The sequence below is a fragment of the Dickeya sp. Secpp 1600 genome, assembly GCF_003049805.1.
Lineage (GTDB): Bacteria > Pseudomonadota > Gammaproteobacteria > Enterobacterales > Enterobacteriaceae > Dickeya > Dickeya fangzhongdai.
Map to the genome: position 1 here is coordinate 2,710,282 of NZ_CP023484.1, position 17,344 is coordinate 2,727,625.

A 17,344-nucleotide genomic window follows, 5' to 3' on the forward strand; every position below is an offset into this window, starting at 1 on the left:
CGGAGGGCGGAGAATCAACGCTCCGGAATCATGTCCTTAAACAGCGGATCAATCTCGCTTTCCTTAATCTCCGGTAAGGAAACCGGCTGCTCGGGAGCAGGCTCTACCACTACCTCCTGTGCCGGCACTGGCGACAGCGATTGCAACAGCGCGATTTGCTGTTTCTGCTGCTCGACAATTTCATGCAACAGCCTGATCTGTTCATTGGCCCGCACACTGGCCCGGTTGATAAAGAACCAGACCAAAATCACCAGTAGCACAATCAGCGCGACAAAAACCACTTCCAGCATGTCTGAAGCAAAACTACTCATGTCTAAAACCTGTTACGTAACCTGACTCAGCCGCGCATTCTAGCACTGTGCCGACAGACAATTCGACAGTCATGCCGAGATTCATTGTCTGGAATACCGACTTTCGCCCATAAAAAAGCCTGTCACCGGGACAGGCTGATGGTCAAATTGGCCCCACACCTTTCGGTGTCAGAACGGATAATCGTGATATCCCATTTGATCGGAGATGTTGCGTGCTGCTGTATGCAACATGGCGACATACTCATGTTTATTCTCTTCCGAGAAACGAATAGTCGGGAAAGAGATACTCAGGCCGGCAATTACCACGCCAAAGCGATCAAATACCGGAACCGCGATACAACGCAACCCTTCTTCCTGCTCTTCGTTGTCTTCGCCGTATCCCTGTTGACGCACCAGATCAAGCTGAGGCAACAATTCTTCCGTACTACCGATGGTGCGCACAGTGCTACGCTTGAATTCCACCTGAGACAGAATTTCTTTAACCTCTTCACGGTCGCGCCAGGCCAGCAACACCTTGCCAATCGCCGTGCTGTGCAGCGGATTCCGACGGCCGATGCGGGAATACATGCGCAGGTTGTACATGGAATCGATTTTATGGATGTAGACAATGCTGTCTTCATCCAACGCGCCGAGGTGGATGGTTTCACGCGTTAATGCCGACAATTCACGCATCTGAATATCCGCACTGCGGATCAGATCAACGTTCTGCAGCGCTTTAGCGCCCAGCTCGAACAATTTCAGCGTCAGCGAGTATTTCTCTGATTCACCTTCCTGGGCAACATATCCCAGAGATTTCATCGTCTGCAGGAAACGATAAACAGTACTTTTAGACATCATCACGCGCTGTGAAAGTTCAGTAATGCCAATCTCACGCTCTTCGCCCAACGCCTGCAAAATACCAAAAACCTTTAAGACAGATGACACGGAATCGGGTTGTTTATCTAAATCTGCAATAGCCATTTTTGTGGTTACCCTACTCAGTATTTTTTGTTTTAAAAAAAATAGAACACTTGTTTTAGTATAAAGGGAACGCTTTGAATATGGCAATCAGGCATTACTATAACTGACAGTATGATTAAATATTGTCCATTATAATGGCGCTGCCGGATTAATAATCTTATTGTAAAAGCGAAAAAAACCGCGCCCTTGGCGGGCACGGTTGCAGGTGCTGTTATTGCCAGACCGAATCAGGCACTTTTGCCAGATATAACGCCGGCTTGCCATCGACATCAGACGTAAACAGAATATGTTTGTCATCCGGCGTGAAGGACGGGTGCGGATGCGTTACCTGACGGTCGCCCTCCAGCACTTCCCACGAGGTGTTGTGTTGCGCGACCTGGAAATGTTTCCCGGTCTTCATATTGAACACATACAAGAACGGATCGTTTTCAATTTTGTAGCCACCGTCATCTTTCACATCCACCGGCGCATTACACCCATCTCCCACCATCAGCGTGCCATCGTAGTTGCTCATCAGGTGAGAACACGGCGGCATTTCAGTCAACTGACGGTTTTCCAGCGTTACCGGATCGACACTGCAAATGAAGCGGTTGGTGCTGCCTTTCAGATAGGAAACATAAGCCAGCGCAGAACCATTCGGCACCCAGAACTCGTGGGTGCAACTTTCACCCACCGCATGTTCTTTCACCTTACGCATATTGGTGCCGTCTTCATTGATGAACCACATACGCGCATCAACCAGGTCATGCGGGCCTTCATGGCAGAACGCCACCGTATTATCGTCGCCCGGACGATAAATGGGATGACCCAGCCATTGGTTTTCCTGCAGGATGGTGGTGGCTTCGCCGGTTTTCAGATCGATACGAATCAAACGGCAGCATGGGTTGGTAAAGTAGAATTCCTGGAATTTTTTCCAGTCGGTCAGCGGTTTCCAATCCTCTTTCTTAATCTCGATGCCAACCATTTTGGTGCAATCGGAATTAGCAACCCAGGTACCGTACCCGACCCAATCGTCCGGTACCTGATAAATATTGGTTTCTTCCAGTGTATTTAGGTCAACGCGCATCAGATTACGAACGTTCTTTACATAATACAGCGCATCATCATCTGGAGACAGGAAACCGCCGAACGTATTGTCGCCAGTACCTTCGGTCAACTGCGTTGCCTGCTGGGTTTTCAGATCCAGCAAATAGTAGTTCCACGGCCCGTCAAAGGCGCCACCAAACAGCAGCTTGCTGCCATCATTGGAAAAACACTTCTGATAGAAGTAGTTGCGGTGGCAGATAACATCGGGAGGAGTGAGACGCACCACTTCGGTGCCGGTGACTGAATCCTGGTAGGTATGGAACGAAAAAGAAAGCTTTTTACCTTTGGCCATCCGTAAATCCTTAGCACTTATCGTGAAAAATCGACGCAGCCAGGTGAAAGATTACCCGTCATCCCGGCCAATCGCCTTGTTATACCGATATTGTAGAAACAATGTTTCATTTTTCCGTGATCGTGGTTTTATTTTATAAAACATTCTTTCACTTTTCACTGACTGTTTGCGCTGACGCAAGATTATTTTGCCCGATATTGATCCAGATGCGGCAATGAAGAGTCTGACCGAACGCCAGAAAAAACAAAGGCCCCGAGGGGCCTTTGCGAATAGAACCAGCGATTATTTGAGGTACTCGCCTGCACGCAGCGCTTCGATACGTTTGTCCAACGGCGGGTGCGACATGAACAGCTCGCTAAGGGACTTGGATTTGCCATTGATGCAGAATGCCATCATGTTGCCCGCTTCCTGCGGCTCATAACTGGTTTTCAGTCGCTGCAATGCAGCAATCATCTTCTCACGCCCGACCAGTTTCGCTGAACCGGCATCGGCATGAAACTCACGGTAACGAGAGAACCACATGGTAATGATGCTGGCCAGAATACCGAACACCAGCTCCAGCACCATGGAAACCGCCATGTAAACCAACGGGTTGCCGTTGCTGCTCTCTTCGCCGTCGTCACGATTGCCGGAAAGAAAACTGGTAACGATTTGCGCAATGATGCGGGAAATAAAGATCACAAAGGTATTCACCACACCCTGCACCAGCGTCATCGTGACCATGTCGCCGTTAGCGATGTGGCTGATTTCGTGAGCGATAACCGCTTCGGCTTCATCACGGCTCATGTTCTGCAACAGCCCCGTGCTGACCGCAACCAGCGAACTGTCGCGGCGAGCGCCCGTCGCGAACGCATTAATATCAGGCGCATGGTAGATAGCGACCTGCGGCATGGCGATCCCCACCTGCTGAGACTGGGCGCGCACCGTGTCTAGCAGCCAGCGCTCGGTTTCATCACGCGGTTGTTCAATCACCTCACCGCCAACGGAGCGCAACGCCATCCACTTAGACATCAGCAGTGAAATAATCGACCCGCCGAAGCCGAACACGCCGGCCATGATAATCAAGCCCGCCATGCTGTTGTGCTGAACGCCCGTCAGACTAAGCACCAGTCCGAATACCACCATCACCGCCAGGTTGGTGAGCAGGAAAAGCGCAATACGCATCATATGATTCAGATTTCCTCTTTCAGCAAAAGCAACAAAAGTGTTTGCAACAACCACATCGTATGGGTTGCGCCGTCATTTTCAAGCATCCATAACCTTTATGTTACCAAATTAACATAACTTTACATTTTTATTGATGGAAGATTCGGGAAAAATAAAGAATGTCATCCATGCATAGCGGACTGTTTGCAACGACAGTCAACAGCAGGAAATCTGATGTGATTATGTTGGATACCATGAAAGGGCCTGACATATCCGCAGGTTGAGATGTAATAAAATATAATTTGCGTAATATTTATCCCGAGCCGGCGAAAAACATTAAGCAGCCTGACCGATGGCACAGGCCGTATGCTCAAAAGCGATGCAACCGGACCTGCTTTACCGCGTTTCACACGAATTATTCAAAAATATCGTGGCATCCATGCTCATCTTCGCTACTTAACAGATGCCAGTTACATCACTGCAATATCAATGGGCCAACGGCGCATCCTCTAAACCCAACAGTTTTTCGAACTCATCTGCCGGCATCGGCCGGCCAAACAGGTAGCCCTGCGCCTGCTCACACCCTTTGTTGAGCAATCTTTCACATTGCTCCTGTGTTTCCACACCTTCAGCGATTACATCCAGACCGAAGCTTTTTCCCAGATAGAGAATCGCGCGGACAATCGCCGCATCCGGCGCCGACTCACACATAGCGCGCACAAAGGTTTGATCGATCTTAAGCCGCGTGACCGGGTAATGCTTCAACATGCTGAGTGACGCATAACCTGTACCATAGTCGTCAAAAGCGATGCCGACGCCGCTATTACGCAGTTCATTGAGAGGTTTCATCATATTCTCATCGTGCCGCAATATGATGTTCTCCGTGATTTCCAGCTCCAGCGCGCCAGGTTTAAGACCCGTTTGCGTCAGGACTTCCTTGATTTTCTGCGCCAGCATGCCGGAACGGAACTGGGCCGCGAACAGGTTGATGCTGATACGGAAATTCCCCGCGCCAGACCGGCACCAGTCAGATGCCTGCTGGCAGGCGGACCGCACGACCCAGTCGCCAATACGCTCAGCCCAAGGGCCTCGCTCCAGCGCGGACATAAACGCCGCCGGCCCCAGCAGCCCTTTATAAGGATGACGCCAGCGCAGCAACGCCTCAGCGCCCACAACCTTACTGTTAACCAGGCTGACCTGCGGCTGATAAAACACCTCGAACTCTTCCTGTTCATACGCCCGGATAAATTCCAGCTGGAAAGCATGCCGCGCCTGAAATACTTCTCTCAGCTCACGGGTAAAGAAGCGGTAGCAGTTACGCCCGTCCGCCTTCGCCTGGTATAACGCCAGATCGGCGCTGGTGAGCAGATCCTGCACGGTTGTGCCATGCGCCGGATACATGACCAGCCCGATGCTGGCGCTGGTGTTGATTTGTTTGTCATCAACCGGCACAGCTTGCGAAATATCATAAATGATTTTTTCCGCCAGCGTTGCCACCTGCGCCTCGTCATTCTGCTTCGGCAACAGAATCGCGAACTCATCGCCCCCCATACGGGCCACCAGGTCGCCGGAACGCACGTTATCCTGTAATCGTTTGGCGACACTGGACAGAATCTCATCGCCACTGGCATGACCAAGACTGTCGTTGATATCCTTAAAGCCATCCAGATCAATGATCATGATGGCGGTTGGCTCACCGTTCTTCAGCACCTGCTCCAGCGTGGATGTCAGTAACGTGCGGTTGGCCAGCCCGGTCAGCGGATCGCGGTGCGCCTGCAGGAACAACCGCTCTTCGTAACGTTGCCTTTCAGTGATATCGCGCAGAATGATGCCGTAACGCGTCTGATGGTTGTCATGCCACATCGACACCGTTAGCTCGGTTGGAATCAGGGTGCCGGGCAATGCGCGCGTTTCCAGCTCGATCGAGCTACCTTTGAATATCGCGGTTTTGTCCGTCGCCAGATGATGCAACTGCACCACGAACATATCCGGCACGATGATGCTGATGTGTTCGCCGACAATCTGCTCACGGCTGTACTCCAGCATTTTTTCTGCCGACTCGTTCCAGAAGGTGATCGTGCCTCTGTCGTTGACGCAGAGAATGGCATCCGGCGAGGACTCGGCGATGCTCTCAAAACGAGCCTGACTAGCGCGACGCGCCAGATCCAGCCGCCGCATCTCCAATTTGTCCATCACCAGTGCGGCAAAATCCTGCAAATTATGCGCATCGCGGGCACTGAGAGAAGATCGGGGCTTGTTATCAATAATGCATAACACGCCGATGGGAAAGCCGCTCGGCGTCCGCAATGGGATACCAGCGTAAAAACGGATGTGCGGCTCACCGGTTACCAATGGATTATCCTGGAAGCGGGGATCCTTGCGCGTATCGGGGATCACCATGATCCGTTTTTTGAGAATCGCATGCGCACAGAATGATTCGTCTCTTGACGTTTCGCACACCGACATGCCGACGCTGGCGGCAAACAATTGTCGTTCTTCCTCTATCAGCGAAATCAATACGATAGGGACATTGAAAACGTTAGCCGCCAAATTGATCAAATTGTCAAAACCAGGATCAGACAGTGGTTTACTGATGCCGTACTCTCTCAATGCCTCAAGTCGGCTTTTTTCATCTTTATTTGCTGGGGCTCGACTCATGGGGGTTCCCCTCACATTATCCATTGTTTTTTCTTTCAGAAAAAATTGTAGCCTGTTGTCGTGACGGTGCTTACCGTAACTTTTCACGCAAAAAAAATCATCGATGAATAAAATCCATCGATCTCTTTCGATTAAATTTAAAACGATAACTGGCTACTATCCCTCTTTGCTCGGTTTCTTCCCCACACCAGGGTTCGCCTCTTTCATGCAAATTAGCGGGCAGCGTCAACAGAATAGCAAAATGCAGACAAGGAGGAAGACCTGCCGTCAAGATTTTCTAAGATTCCTCGGTTCCTATAAAAAATAGAGGACAACGCAAGTGGTTAATTATCTTAATAGATCGTTATTCCCAATCGTCAATGCAAAGTTGATAACTTATCACTATAAAAATGTTCTTATTTACGGCTTATCATAACTGGCAGATCAGCGGATACGTTTTCTCTGATCGGTTAAATGCCGATAAAAGACTTTCTCTTTAAGAAAATTGGCGCGTAAAACCGAAATAACAATTATACCTACCGGCGTTATATCCGATGCCAATCTCATTCTGAACCGATGCGGAAATGAACAGGAAAAACAGGCTGCTGTGGGTTCACTCGCTTTATTCCGGACGAGATCGACGGTTCGCACGAAGAAAATGCGCTAAAAAAGAGAAGAGAAAGTAAAGTAATAGTACAAAAATGCGGAACGGCAAGCCCAAAGACTCACAATTAATGCGGAATAGTACGTCAGAAAAACGGCAAACATCGCCGGAAAGCAACCTCACCCAGAAAAAAACCTCACGGAGGCCAGCGCCGCCGTGAGGTTCGATGTAATCGTCGATTACATATTGCTGATGATGTCCTGGGCAAACTCGCTACATTTACGCAGCGTAGCGCCTTCCATCAGTCGCTCAAAGTCATAGGTGACGGTCTTGTTCTTGATCGCGCCTTCCATACCTTTCACGATCAGGTCAGCCGCTTCAAACCACTGCAGGTGACGCAGCATCATTTCAGCAGACAGGATCACGGAACCCGGGTTCACTTTATCCTGGCCGGCGTACTTCGGCGCCGTGCCGTGAGTGGCTTCGAACAGTGCGCATTCATCACCGATGTTGGCGCCCGGCGCGATGCCGATCCCGCCTACCTGCGCCGCCAGCGCATCGGAAATATAGTCGCCGTTCAGGTTCATACAGGCGATGACATCGTACTCTGCCGGACGCAGCAGAATCTGCTGCAGGAAGGCGTCGGCGATCACATCTTTAACGATGATGTCCTTGCCGGTTTTCGGGTTCTTGATTTTTACCCACGGCCCGCCATCAATCAGCTCACCGCCGAACTCTTCGCGAGCCAACTGGTAACCCCAGTCTTTGAACGCGCCTTCGGTGAACTTCATGATGTTGCCTTTGTGCACCAGCGTCACGGAATCGCGATCATTGGTGATGGCGTATTCGATCGCGGCACGAACCAGACGTTTAGTCCCTTCTTCAGAGCAAGGCTTCACACCGATACCGCACTGTTGCGGGAAACGGATTTTCTTCACGCCCATTTCGTCTTGCAGGAACTTGATGACTTTGTCCGCTTCCGGCGTACCGGCTTTCCACTCGATACCGGCATAAATGTCTTCGGCGTTTTCGCGGAAAATGACCATGTCGGTCAGTTCGGGATGTTTAACCGGGCTTGGCGTGCCTTCGTAATAACGAACCGGACGCAGACAAACGTACAGATCCAGTTGCTGGCGCAGCGCCACGTTCAAAGAACGGATACCGCCGCCTACCGGCGTGGTCAGCGGCCCTTTAATGGCTACACGGTATTCGCGGATCAGATCCAGCGTTTCATCCGGCAACCAAACATCTTGACCATACACCTGAGTGGATTTCTCACCGGTGTAAATTTCCATCCAGGAAATTTTGCGCTTGCCCTGGTAAGCTTTGTTCACCGCGGCATCGACTACGTTAATCATGGCTGGCGTAACATCGACACCGATACCGTCGCCTTCGATAAACGGAATGATCGGATTAGCCGGCACGACCAGTTTACCCTGGGCGTCAACCGTGATTTTCTGCCCTTCTGCCGGTACAACTACTTTACTTTCCATTAACCTCTCCTTCGAGCGCCATTTTGTTAATGACTTGTAAGATGCGTGTCAATACTACTTGAATATTTAGCCTGAGCCAATCACAAACCATTTCGAGTATAATGGTTTTGCCATCCACAGCCAGTAATAAGATGAATAAATTCCCTGTTAAAAATCACCGACTTAAACGATTCAGCTCTCGACCGGCAAAAAATGAATCCACCGCCGTAACGAAAACACGCATCGTGTTGTTCAATAAGCCTTTCGATGTGCTTTCCCAGTTTACCGACGAGGGCGGCCGCGCCACGCTGAAGGACTATGTCCCCTTTCGCGACGTTTATTCCGCCGGGCGACTGGATCGGGATAGCGAAGGCCTGATGATACTGACCAACGACGGCAAACTGCAGGCGCGTCTTACCCAGCCCGGCAAGAAAACGCCCAAAATCTATTACACCCAGGTAGAAGGCGTTCCCGACGAAGAGGCTTTGCACGCGTTTCGTACCGGCCTGATACTGAGTGACGGCCCGACCCTACCCGCCGGTGCTGAACAGGTGGAAGAGCCGTCCTGGTTGTGGCCGCGCCAGCCGCCGATCCGCGAACGTAAAAATATTCCGGTTAGCTGGCTGAAAATCACGTTGTACGAAGGGCGTAACCGCCAGGTAAGGCGTATGACGGCGCATATCGGCTACCCAACGCTGCGTTTGATTCGCTACAGTATGGCGAATCAAACGCTTGATGGATTGCACCCCGGCGAATGGAGGGAGATCGACCATGTTTAAACCGCATGTGACCGTGGCCTGTGTCGTACAGGCGGAAGGCTATTTTCTGGTTGTTGAGGAAGAAATTAACCACCGGCGTCTGTGGAACCAGCCTGCCGGCCATCTGGAGGCGGACGAAACCCTGATTCAGGCGGCGCAGCGAGAACTGTTTGAGGAAACCGGCATTCACGCCACGCCGCAAAGCTTCCTGCAACTACACCAGTGGATCGCGCCGGACAAAACACCCTTTCTGCGTTTTAGTTTCACCATCGACCTGCCCGAACGGCTGCCCACCATCCCGCACGATAGCGATATCGCCTGCTGCCACTGGCTGAAGCCGGAAGACATTCTCAAGGCCGACTGCCTGCGCTCCCCCCTCGTGGCCGCCAGCCTGACATGCTATCAGCGCGGCCAGCGCTACCCGCTAAGTATACTGGAAGCCTTCAACTGGCCGTTTCCTGACCCGGCATAACGTTGGAAAAACCACGTCCGGTACGGCATGCGGCGTACCGGAACAGCCTATCCCTGCGCAGGCATCGGCCGTGCTTCCGCGGGGCGAGTGTGTTATAGTATTACGCCTGTTTTTCGCCTTAACGCTTTACATCATTAAGAATTAAGACGCTTTATTAAGAGTTCGCGAGACTGCCATGTCAGATAACAGCCAGAAAAAAGTCATTGTCGGTATGTCCGGCGGTGTTGACTCATCGGTATCCGCCTACCTGCTGCAACAGCAGGGGTATCGGGTAGAAGGCCTGTTCATGAAGAACTGGGAAGAAGATGACGATACGGAGTATTGCTCCGCCGCCACTGATTTGGCCGATGCGCAGGCTGTCTGCGACAAACTGGGCATTGAACTGCACACCGTCAATTTCGCCGCCGAATATTGGGACAACGTTTTTGAGCACTTTCTGGCGGAATACCGCGCCGGGCGCACTCCCAATCCCGATATTTTGTGCAACAAGGAAATCAAGTTCAAAGCCTTCCTGGAGTTTGCCGCCGAGGATTTGGGGGCGGATTACATCGCCACCGGCCATTACGTGCGCCGTAAGGATGTGGACGGTAAAAGCCGCCTGCTGCGCGGTCTGGACGGCAACAAGGACCAGAGTTATTTCCTTTACACCCTGAGCCACCAGCAACTGGCGCAGAGCCTGTTCCCGGTCGGCGAGCTGGAAAAACCGCAGGTACGCAAAATCGCGGAGCAGCTGGATCTGGCCACCGCCCGGAAAAAAGACTCCACCGGCATCTGTTTCATCGGCGAGCGCAAATTCCGCGACTTTCTGGCGCGCTACCTGCCCGCACAGCCCGGTCCGATTCTGTCCGTCGACGACGGTAAGGTCATGGGCGAACACCAGGGGCTGATGTACCACACGCTGGGTCAGCGCAAAGGTCTTGGCATTGGCGGCGTTAAAGAAGGCGGCGACGATCCGTGGTACGTGGTCGACAAAGATGTCGCCAGCAACGTGCTGTATGTCGCTCAGGGTCATGAACACCCGCGCCTGATGTCCGTCGGCCTGATAGCTCAGCAACTGCACTGGGTCGATCGTGAACCGCTGACTCAACCGCTGCGTTGCATGGTAAAAACCCGCTATCGTCAGGCCGATATTCCCTGCCTTTTAACGCCTATCGACGCGGACCGCATCGACGTCCGTTTTGACGAGCCGGTGGCCGCGGTCACGCCGGGTCAGTCCGCCGTATTTTATCTGGGCGAAGTCTGCCTTGGCGGCGGCATCATTGAAGAACGTCTGCGCGCGGCGCAATAATCGGTCGTCGCATCAGTCAGAGGAACCGCATCGGTTCCTCTGGCATTTCTGACATCCCCACAAGAAACCAATCACACCAGTGCGCTGCGTCAAATAAAACGCGGCTCGGGCACCTTTTCCGTTTTCATGACACTAAACTTGAATTGCCGGACGATCGAGTCTGACGATTTTCAGCCTGAACAAGGTTTTACCGGGTTCAGGCTGGGTTCATGCTGATTTTTATGGCATGATCACCGCCCTTTTAGGCTGTGTGAGTGAAAAAGCCAGGGCATGTTCGCCGGCGTTTACTTTTCCTCTGGATCGAACCGGAAACACAGCCGAGCCGGAAACACAGATAGTACAGGTATTCCGGACTCGCACGCCGGCCAGATGATGTTGACAGGAGCAATTGTGGCTAAAAACTATCATGACATTACGCTGGCAATGGCAGGAATCTGCCAGTCTGCTCATTTGGTGCAGCAATTGGCACACCAGGGCAGTTGTAATATGGACGCGCTAAAAGCGTCGCTGAAAAGCATCATGAACATTAACCCGCCCAACACGCTGGATGTTTTTGGCAACACGGAACGTAATCTAAAAACCGGGCTGGAAACCCTGCTGGGTATTCTCAATTCATCACGCGAAGGGCTGGGCGCGGAACTGTCGCGTTATACTTTCAGCCTGATGGTGCTGGAACGCCGCCTGCACAATAACCGCGAAGCGATGGACGAACTGGGCAGCCGCATCAGCCAGTTGGACCGACAACTGGAGCACTACGATCTGCTGTCGGACACCTTCATTAATGTGCTGGCAGGCGTTTACGTGGACGTGATCAGCAAACTCGGCCCGCGCATCCAGGTGACCGGCGCGCAGGAAGTGCTGCGGAACCCACAGATTCAGGCGAAGGTTCGGGCGGCGCTGCTGGCCGGGATCCGCGCCGCCGTGCTCTGGCAACAGGTGGGCGGCAGCCGGCTGCAATTGATGTTCTCCCGCAGCAAGCTGGTGCGCCATGCGCAGGAGATCCTGGCCCGCTGCCAGGACTGACCCGAACCAATGCATCTGCTCATTGACGGCGGCCGCTTATTCCGGTTCAGCCGCCGCCATGAGATACTGTCTACCATGAAATGCTATCCGCCATGAAATACCATTCGTCATGAAATGCTATTCGTCATGCGATAGGATGACGACAAACGATGTTCTTTATTTGAAAACAATCCCAGGAGTTGCTTGCGATGGAATTATCCTCACTGACCGCCGTTTCCCCCATTGATGGACGCTATGGCGATAAAGTCAGCATGTTGCGCACTATTTTCAGCGAATACGGTCTGCTGAAATTCCGTGTGCAGGTTGAAGTACGTTGGCTGCAAAAACTGGCGGCCTGTGCAGAAATCAGGGAAGTTCCTGCATTTGACGCTGACGCAAACGCTTTCCTTGACAAAATTGTCGCCGAATTCAGCGAAGAAGACGCCGCGCGCATCAAAACCATCGAGCGTACCACTAACCACGACGTCAAAGCGGTGGAGTATTTCCTGAAGGAAAAAGTGGCGGCGGTTCCGGCGCTGCACGCCGTGAGCGAATTTATCCATTTCGCCTGCACCTCCGAGGATATCAACAACCTGTCCCACGCCCTGATGCTGGACACAGCCCGTCGCGATGTGCTGTTGCCGTTCTGGCGCAACATCATTGACGCCATCAAACAGCTGGCGCTGCAGTATCGCGACATTCCGTTGCTGTCCCGTACCCACGGCCAGCCGGCCACGCCGTCCACCATCGGTAAAGAATTCGCCAACGTCGCCTACCGTATGGAACGCCAGTTCCGTCAACTGCAGCAGGTGGAAATCCTGGGCAAAATCAACGGCGCCGTCGGGAACTATAACGCCCATATGGTGGCCTACCCGGCAGTCGATTGGCACCAGTTCAGCGAAAGTTTCGTCACCTCGCTGGGCATCCAGTGGAACCCCTACACCACGCAGATTGAGCCTCACGACTACATTGCCGAACTGTTCGACTGCGTCGCCCGTTTCAACACCATTCTGATCGACTTCGACCGCGATGTGTGGGGCTACATTGCCCTCAATCATTTCAAACAGAAAACCATCGCGGGTGAAATCGGTTCGTCAACCATGCCGCACAAAGTCAACCCGATCGATTTCGAGAACTCCGAAGGCAACCTGGGTCTGGCTAATGCGGTAATGAGCCACCTTGCCAGCAAACTGCCGGTATCGCGCTGGCAGCGCGACCTGACCGACTCCACGGTGCTGCGTAACCTCGGCGTCGGCGTAGGTTATGCGGTCATCGCCTATCAGGCGTCCCTGAAAGGCATCAGCAAGCTGGAAGTCAACCGCGATCGCCTGCTGGACGAGCTGGATCATAACTGGGAAGTGCTGGCCGAGCCGATCCAGACGGTGATGCGCCGTTACGGCATTGAGAAACCATACGAGAAACTCAAAGAACTGACTCGCGGCAAGCGCGTGGACGCCGAAGGCATGAAAGCCTTTATCGACGGGCTGGCGCTGCCGGACGACGAAAAAACGCGGCTCAAAGCGCTGACCCCGGCCAATTACATCGGCCGCGCCGTGAAACTGGTCGACGAACTCTGACCCTGCTCCGGGCGGCATTATCCCGCCGCCCGGCTTAGCGTCTATCCCAACCCTATTGGGAGAGACGCTTATTTCCTGCCTCACTGTTTAGCCTCAGTTGATAACGACTGTGGATAATGCTGACGTACCGCCGACAATGGCGTATTTCTACCTATGACTATCCCGGATTGCGGTAAACGTGCGGGCGCAGGCTGCAAGGTCTGTACAACACGTTGATAGTTCACTAAGTTTGGATAGATCCCATCAGGAAAATGACCGAGGAAAACGTCATGCGCATTCTTGTCGTTGAAGATAATGTTCTGTTACGCCATCACCTCAATGTCCAGTTGAATGAAATGGGGCATCAGGTTGACGCGGCGGCGGACGCGAAAGAAGCGGATTATTTCCTTCAGGAACATGCGCCGGACATCGCCATTATCGACCTGGGCCTGCCGGTAGAAGACGGCACCAGTTTGATCCGCCGCTGGCGCGCGCATCAGATCAAATTGCCGATTCTGGTGCTTACCGCACGGGAAAGCTGGCAGGAAAAAGTGGCTGTGCTGGAAGCCGGCGCCGACGATTACGTCACGAAGCCGTTTCACATCGAGGAAGTGGTGGCGCGCATGCAGGCGCTGATGCGTCGCAACAGCGGCCTGGCTTCTCAAATCATCAGCCTGCCGCCTTTTGAGGTGGACCTGTCGCGGCGGGAATTACTGGTGAATGGCGACTCGGTGAAGCTGACGGCGTTTGAATACACCATCATCGAAACCCTGATCCGCAATAATGGCAAGGTGGTCAGCAAGGAGTCGCTGATGCTGCAGCTGTACCCGGACGCCGAATTGCGGGAAAGCCATACCATTGACGTGCTGATGGGCCGACTGCGCAAAAAATTGCAGTCCGCCAATTCCCACGATGTCATCACTACCGTTCGCGGGCAGGGTTACCGCTTCGATATCTAATCATTCTGGACGGTATGTTTTATTTTGGATGGCATATTATTTTGGATGGCATATTGAAAAAATCTCCTTTTTCGCTGCGTTTTCGCTTTCTGATCGCCACCGCTGCGGTGGTGCTGGCGCTGACGCTCTCCTACGGCATCGTCGCCGTGGTGGGATACAGCGTCAGTTTCGACAAAACCTCATTCCGCCTGCTGCGCGGCGAAAGCAACCTGTTCTACAGCCTGGCGCAATGGCACGACAATCAACTGACTATCGCCACGCCGCCTGAAATCGACATCAATTACCCGACGCTGGTGTTTATCTACGATAAGCACGGCAAACTGCTGTGGCGGGAGCGCGCCGTCCCAGAGCTGGAATCCCAGATCAAATCGGAATGGCTGGAAAAAACCGACTATCACGAGCTGGACGCCGACACCAACACCAGTAATGCGGTATTGCAGGGCAGCAACCCGCAGATGCTGGACAAACTGCACGCCTACAGTTCAGAAGACAAAACGCCGTTTACCCATTCTATCGCCGTTAATGTTTACCCGGCGTCCGAACGCCTGCCCAAAATGGTGATTGTGGTGGTGGACCGGGTGCCGCAGGAACTGCAACAGGCGGACGTAGTCTGGGAGTGGTTCCGCTACGTGTTTATCGCCCATCTGGTGCTGGTATTGCCGCTGCTGTGGCTGGCGGCGCACTGGAGCCTGCGGCCGATCAAACACCTGGTGCATCAGATCAGCGAGCTGGAGCACGGCTCCCGCGAGCATCTGGACGAAAATCCGCCGCGGGAACTGAACAGTCTGGTGCGCAACCTGAATACGTTGTTGAGTAATGAGCGCCAGCGCTATCACAAATACCGCACTACCCTCACCGACCTGACCCACAGCCTGAAAACGCCGCTGGCCGTGCTGCAAACCACGCTGCGTTCGTTGCGTACCGGTAAAGAATTGACCATCGAGCAGGCCGAACCGATCATGCTGACGCAAATCAGCCGTATCTCGCAGCAAATCGGCTATTACCTGCACCGCGCCAGCGTGCGAACGGAACATCTGGCCATCACGCGGGAAGTGCACTCCGTTCCGGCGCAGTTGGACGCGCTCTGCTCTGCGCTGAACAAAGTGTACCAGCGTAAAGGCGTGGTGCTGACGATGGACATCGCTCCGGAACTGACCTTCATTGGCGAGAAAAACGATTTTATGGAGGTGATGGGCAACATCCTCGACAACGCCTGTAAATACTGTCTGGAGTTCGTGGAAATCAGCGCCCGCTATTCCGGTCAAAAACTGCATCTGGTGATTGAGGACGACGGCCCCGGCATTCCCGACAGCAAACGGGAAGTGATTTTCCAGCGCGGACAACGGGCGGACACATTGCGCCCCGGTCAGGGCATCGGGCTGGCGGTCGCGGCGGAAATCATCGATCAGTATCAAGGGGAAATTCTGATCGGCGCCAGCGCGCTCGGCGGCGCCAAGGTGGAAGCCATTTTCGGCCGTCAGCACCTTGGTCAGAATGAGAACTGACACCGTCTGGCATTAACCGTCTACAATACAGGGAAAACCACCGTCTGCCGGTCGACACGGTTCAGGATTTTTTAACCCGCCGTCTCGCCCGTGAATTAAGGACGGGACACCATCGCGGCGACTTCGTTATAATCGCCGACAGCTCCCTGTTACTGGAAATGCGTTATGGACTACCAACTTAATCTCGACTGGCAGGATTTTCTGGCCCACCACTGGCAAAAAAAACCGGTAATCATCAAAGGTGGTTTCCGCCATTTCATCGATCCAATTACCCCCGACGAATTAGCCGGGCTTGCTATGGAAAACGAGGTGGACAGCCGGCTGGTCAGCCATCAGGACGGCCGCTGGGATGTTAGCCACGGTCCGTTCGAAAGCTACGACCACCTGGGAGAAAGCAACTGGTCTCTGCTGGTGCAGGCAGTCGATCACTGGCATGAACCTTCCGCCGCGCTGATGCGCCCTTTCCGTCAGTTGCCTGACTGGCGCATTGACGACCTGATGATTTCCTTCTCGGTGCCGGGCGGCGGCGTTGGTCCGCATCTTGACCAGTACGACGTGTTTATCATTCAGGGCACCGGCCGCCGCCGTTGGCGCGTGGGCGACAAAGTGCCGATGAAGCAGCACTGCCCGCATCCTGATCTGCTGCAAGTCGACCCGTTCGACGCCATTATTGATGAGGAACTGGAACCCGGCGATATTCTCTATATTCCGCCCAGTTTCCCGCATGAAGGCTATTCGCTGGAAAATTCGCTCAACTACTCGGTAGGCTTCCGCGCGCCCAGTTCCCGTGAACTGGTCAGCGGTTTCGCCGACTATGTGCTGTCTCGTGAACTGGGCGGCCAGCGCTACAGCGACCCGGATATCCCTTCGCGCGCGCATCCGGCGGACATACTGCCGCAGGAGCTGGATAAACTGCAGCACATGATGCTGGATCTGGTGCAGCATAAAGACGCTTTCCGCCAGTGGTTCGGCGAATTTGTCTCTCAGTCGCGTCATGAATTGGACCTGGCGCCGCCAGAGCCGCCTTATCAGCCGGGCGAGATGTACGATCTGCTACAACAGGGCGAGGCATTGCGCCGTCTTGGCGGGCTGCGGGTTGTGCGTATCGGCGAGGACTGCTTCGTAAACGGCGAGCATCTGGACAGCCGCCAGTCGCAGGCAATTGCCGCGCTGGCGCACTATGACGTGCTGAATGCCGAACGCCTTGGCGACGCGCTGGACGATCCCTCGTTCCTTGCTCAGTTGACCGCGCTGGTCAACAGCGGCTACTGGTATTTTGTCGACTGATTATCGGTT

Annotated in this window: 14 protein-coding genes; 8 read left to right on the top strand and 6 right to left on the bottom strand. The window is 53.4% G+C overall.

What is annotated here, in order from left to right:
* Positions 1 to 14: 14 nt before the first annotated feature.
* The 6 genes from CPA59_RS12115 to icd all read right to left on the bottom strand — a co-directional run bounded on the left by CPA59_RS12115 (position 15) and on the right by icd (position 8,529).
* Positions 15 to 290, bottom strand: a complete 276-nt coding sequence (locus CPA59_RS12115; protein ID WP_369831432.1) for a YebO family protein — start codon at positions 288 to 290, stop codon at positions 15 to 17.
* Between the two features lie 189 nt (positions 291 to 479).
* Entirely contained in the window at positions 480 to 1,271 is a 792-nt protein-coding gene (kdgR, locus tag CPA59_RS12120; protein WP_038658296.1) for a DNA-binding transcriptional regulator KdgR, read from the bottom strand.
* Between the two features lie 211 nt (positions 1,272 to 1,482).
* Positions 1,483 to 2,649 (bottom strand): oligogalacturonate lyase, encoded by a 1,167-nt coding sequence (gene ogl, locus CPA59_RS12125; RefSeq protein ID WP_107759495.1) that lies wholly within the window; start codon positions 2,647 to 2,649, stop codon positions 1,483 to 1,485.
* A gap of 282 nt (positions 2,650 to 2,931) precedes the next feature.
* On the bottom strand, positions 2,932 to 3,816 hold the full coding sequence (gene htpX / locus CPA59_RS12130) for a protease HtpX (protein WP_107759497.1): 885 nt from the start codon (positions 3,814 to 3,816) through the stop codon (positions 2,932 to 2,934).
* A gap of 465 nt (positions 3,817 to 4,281) precedes the next feature.
* On the bottom strand, positions 4,282 to 6,453 hold the full coding sequence (locus CPA59_RS12135; protein ID WP_038919184.1) for an EAL domain-containing protein: 2,172 nt from the start codon (positions 6,451 to 6,453) through the stop codon (positions 4,282 to 4,284).
* Positions 6,454 to 7,275: 822 nt separating this feature from the next.
* Positions 7,276 to 8,529, bottom strand: a complete 1,254-nt coding sequence (gene icd / locus CPA59_RS12140) for an NADP-dependent isocitrate dehydrogenase (protein WP_107759499.1) — start codon at positions 8,527 to 8,529, stop codon at positions 7,276 to 7,278.
* Positions 8,530 to 8,660: 131 nt separating this feature from the next.
* Between icd and rluE the strand changes: the two genes are divergently transcribed.
* The 8 genes from rluE (at position 8,661) to CPA59_RS12180 (ending at position 17,335) form a co-directional block, all read left to right on the top strand.
* Positions 8,661 to 9,287 carry a 23S rRNA pseudouridine(2457) synthase RluE gene (gene rluE / locus CPA59_RS12145; protein ID WP_107759501.1) on the top strand — a complete coding sequence of 209 codons (627 nt, stop codon included), beginning with the start codon at positions 8,661 to 8,663 and terminating at the stop codon, positions 9,285 to 9,287.
* Positions 9,280 to 9,738, top strand: coding sequence for an NUDIX domain-containing protein (locus CPA59_RS12150; protein ID WP_100849615.1), 459 nt, complete (start codon positions 9,280 to 9,282; stop codon positions 9,736 to 9,738). Before rluE ends, CPA59_RS12150 begins: the two co-directional genes overlap by 8 nt.
* 175 nt (positions 9,739 to 9,913) lie before the next feature.
* Entirely contained in the window at positions 9,914 to 11,026 is a 1,113-nt protein-coding gene (gene mnmA, locus CPA59_RS12155; protein WP_038919189.1) for a tRNA 2-thiouridine(34) synthase MnmA, read from the top strand.
* Between the two features lie 390 nt (positions 11,027 to 11,416).
* Positions 11,417 to 12,049 (top strand): high frequency lysogenization protein HflD, encoded by a 633-nt coding sequence (hflD, locus tag CPA59_RS12160; RefSeq protein ID WP_038919190.1) that lies wholly within the window; start codon positions 11,417 to 11,419, stop codon positions 12,047 to 12,049.
* A gap of 188 nt (positions 12,050 to 12,237) precedes the next feature.
* Entirely contained in the window at positions 12,238 to 13,605 is a 1,368-nt protein-coding gene (gene purB, locus CPA59_RS12165) for an adenylosuccinate lyase (RefSeq protein ID WP_038919191.1), read from the top strand.
* Between the two features lie 269 nt (positions 13,606 to 13,874).
* Positions 13,875 to 14,543 carry a two-component system response regulator PhoP gene (gene phoP / locus CPA59_RS12170; protein WP_038920986.1) on the top strand — a complete coding sequence of 223 codons (669 nt, stop codon included), beginning with the start codon at positions 13,875 to 13,877 and terminating at the stop codon, positions 14,541 to 14,543.
* 14 nt (positions 14,544 to 14,557) lie between these two features.
* Complete coding sequence (gene phoQ / locus CPA59_RS12175) at positions 14,558 to 16,048, top strand: two-component system sensor histidine kinase PhoQ (protein ID WP_049842450.1); 1,491 nt, start codon at positions 14,558 to 14,560, stop codon at positions 16,046 to 16,048.
* Positions 16,049 to 16,213: 165 nt separating this feature from the next.
* Entirely contained in the window at positions 16,214 to 17,335 is a 1,122-nt protein-coding gene (locus CPA59_RS12180) for a cupin domain-containing protein (RefSeq protein WP_038919193.1), read from the top strand.
* Positions 17,336 to 17,344 lie beyond the last annotated feature (9 nt).

What these genes read in the sequence shown, in the direction of transcription:
- CPA59_RS12135 (WP_038919184.1), bottom strand. Translation starts at nt 6,453, where the DNA reads ATGAGTCGAGCCCCAGCAAATAAAGATGAAAAAAGCCGACTTGAGGCA.
- CPA59_RS12180 (WP_038919193.1), top strand. Translation starts at nt 16,214, where the DNA reads ATGGACTACCAACTTAATCTCGACTGGCAGGATTTTCTGGCCCACCAC.
- phoQ (WP_049842450.1), top strand. Translation starts at nt 14,558, where the DNA reads ATGTTTTATTTTGGATGGCATATTATTTTGGATGGCATATTGAAAAAA.
- CPA59_RS12115 (WP_369831432.1), bottom strand. Translation starts at nt 290, where the DNA reads ATGCTGGAAGTGGTTTTTGTCGCGCTGATTGTGCTACTGGTGATTTTG.
- rluE (WP_107759501.1), top strand. Translation starts at nt 8,661, where the DNA reads ATGAATAAATTCCCTGTTAAAAATCACCGACTTAAACGATTCAGCTCT.
- ogl (WP_107759495.1), bottom strand. Translation starts at nt 2,649, where the DNA reads ATGGCCAAAGGTAAAAAGCTTTCTTTTTCGTTCCATACCTACCAGGAT.
- CPA59_RS12150 (WP_100849615.1), top strand. Translation starts at nt 9,280, where the DNA reads ATGTTTAAACCGCATGTGACCGTGGCCTGTGTCGTACAGGCGGAAGGC.
- kdgR (WP_038658296.1), bottom strand. Translation starts at nt 1,271, where the DNA reads ATGGCTATTGCAGATTTAGATAAACAACCCGATTCCGTGTCATCTGTC.
- htpX (WP_107759497.1), bottom strand. Translation starts at nt 3,816, where the DNA reads ATGATGCGTATTGCGCTTTTCCTGCTCACCAACCTGGCGGTGATGGTG.
- mnmA (WP_038919189.1), top strand. Translation starts at nt 9,914, where the DNA reads ATGTCAGATAACAGCCAGAAAAAAGTCATTGTCGGTATGTCCGGCGGT.
- phoP (WP_038920986.1), top strand. Translation starts at nt 13,875, where the DNA reads ATGCGCATTCTTGTCGTTGAAGATAATGTTCTGTTACGCCATCACCTC.
- purB (WP_038919191.1), top strand. Translation starts at nt 12,238, where the DNA reads ATGGAATTATCCTCACTGACCGCCGTTTCCCCCATTGATGGACGCTAT.
- icd (WP_107759499.1), bottom strand. Translation starts at nt 8,529, where the DNA reads ATGGAAAGTAAAGTAGTTGTACCGGCAGAAGGGCAGAAAATCACGGTT.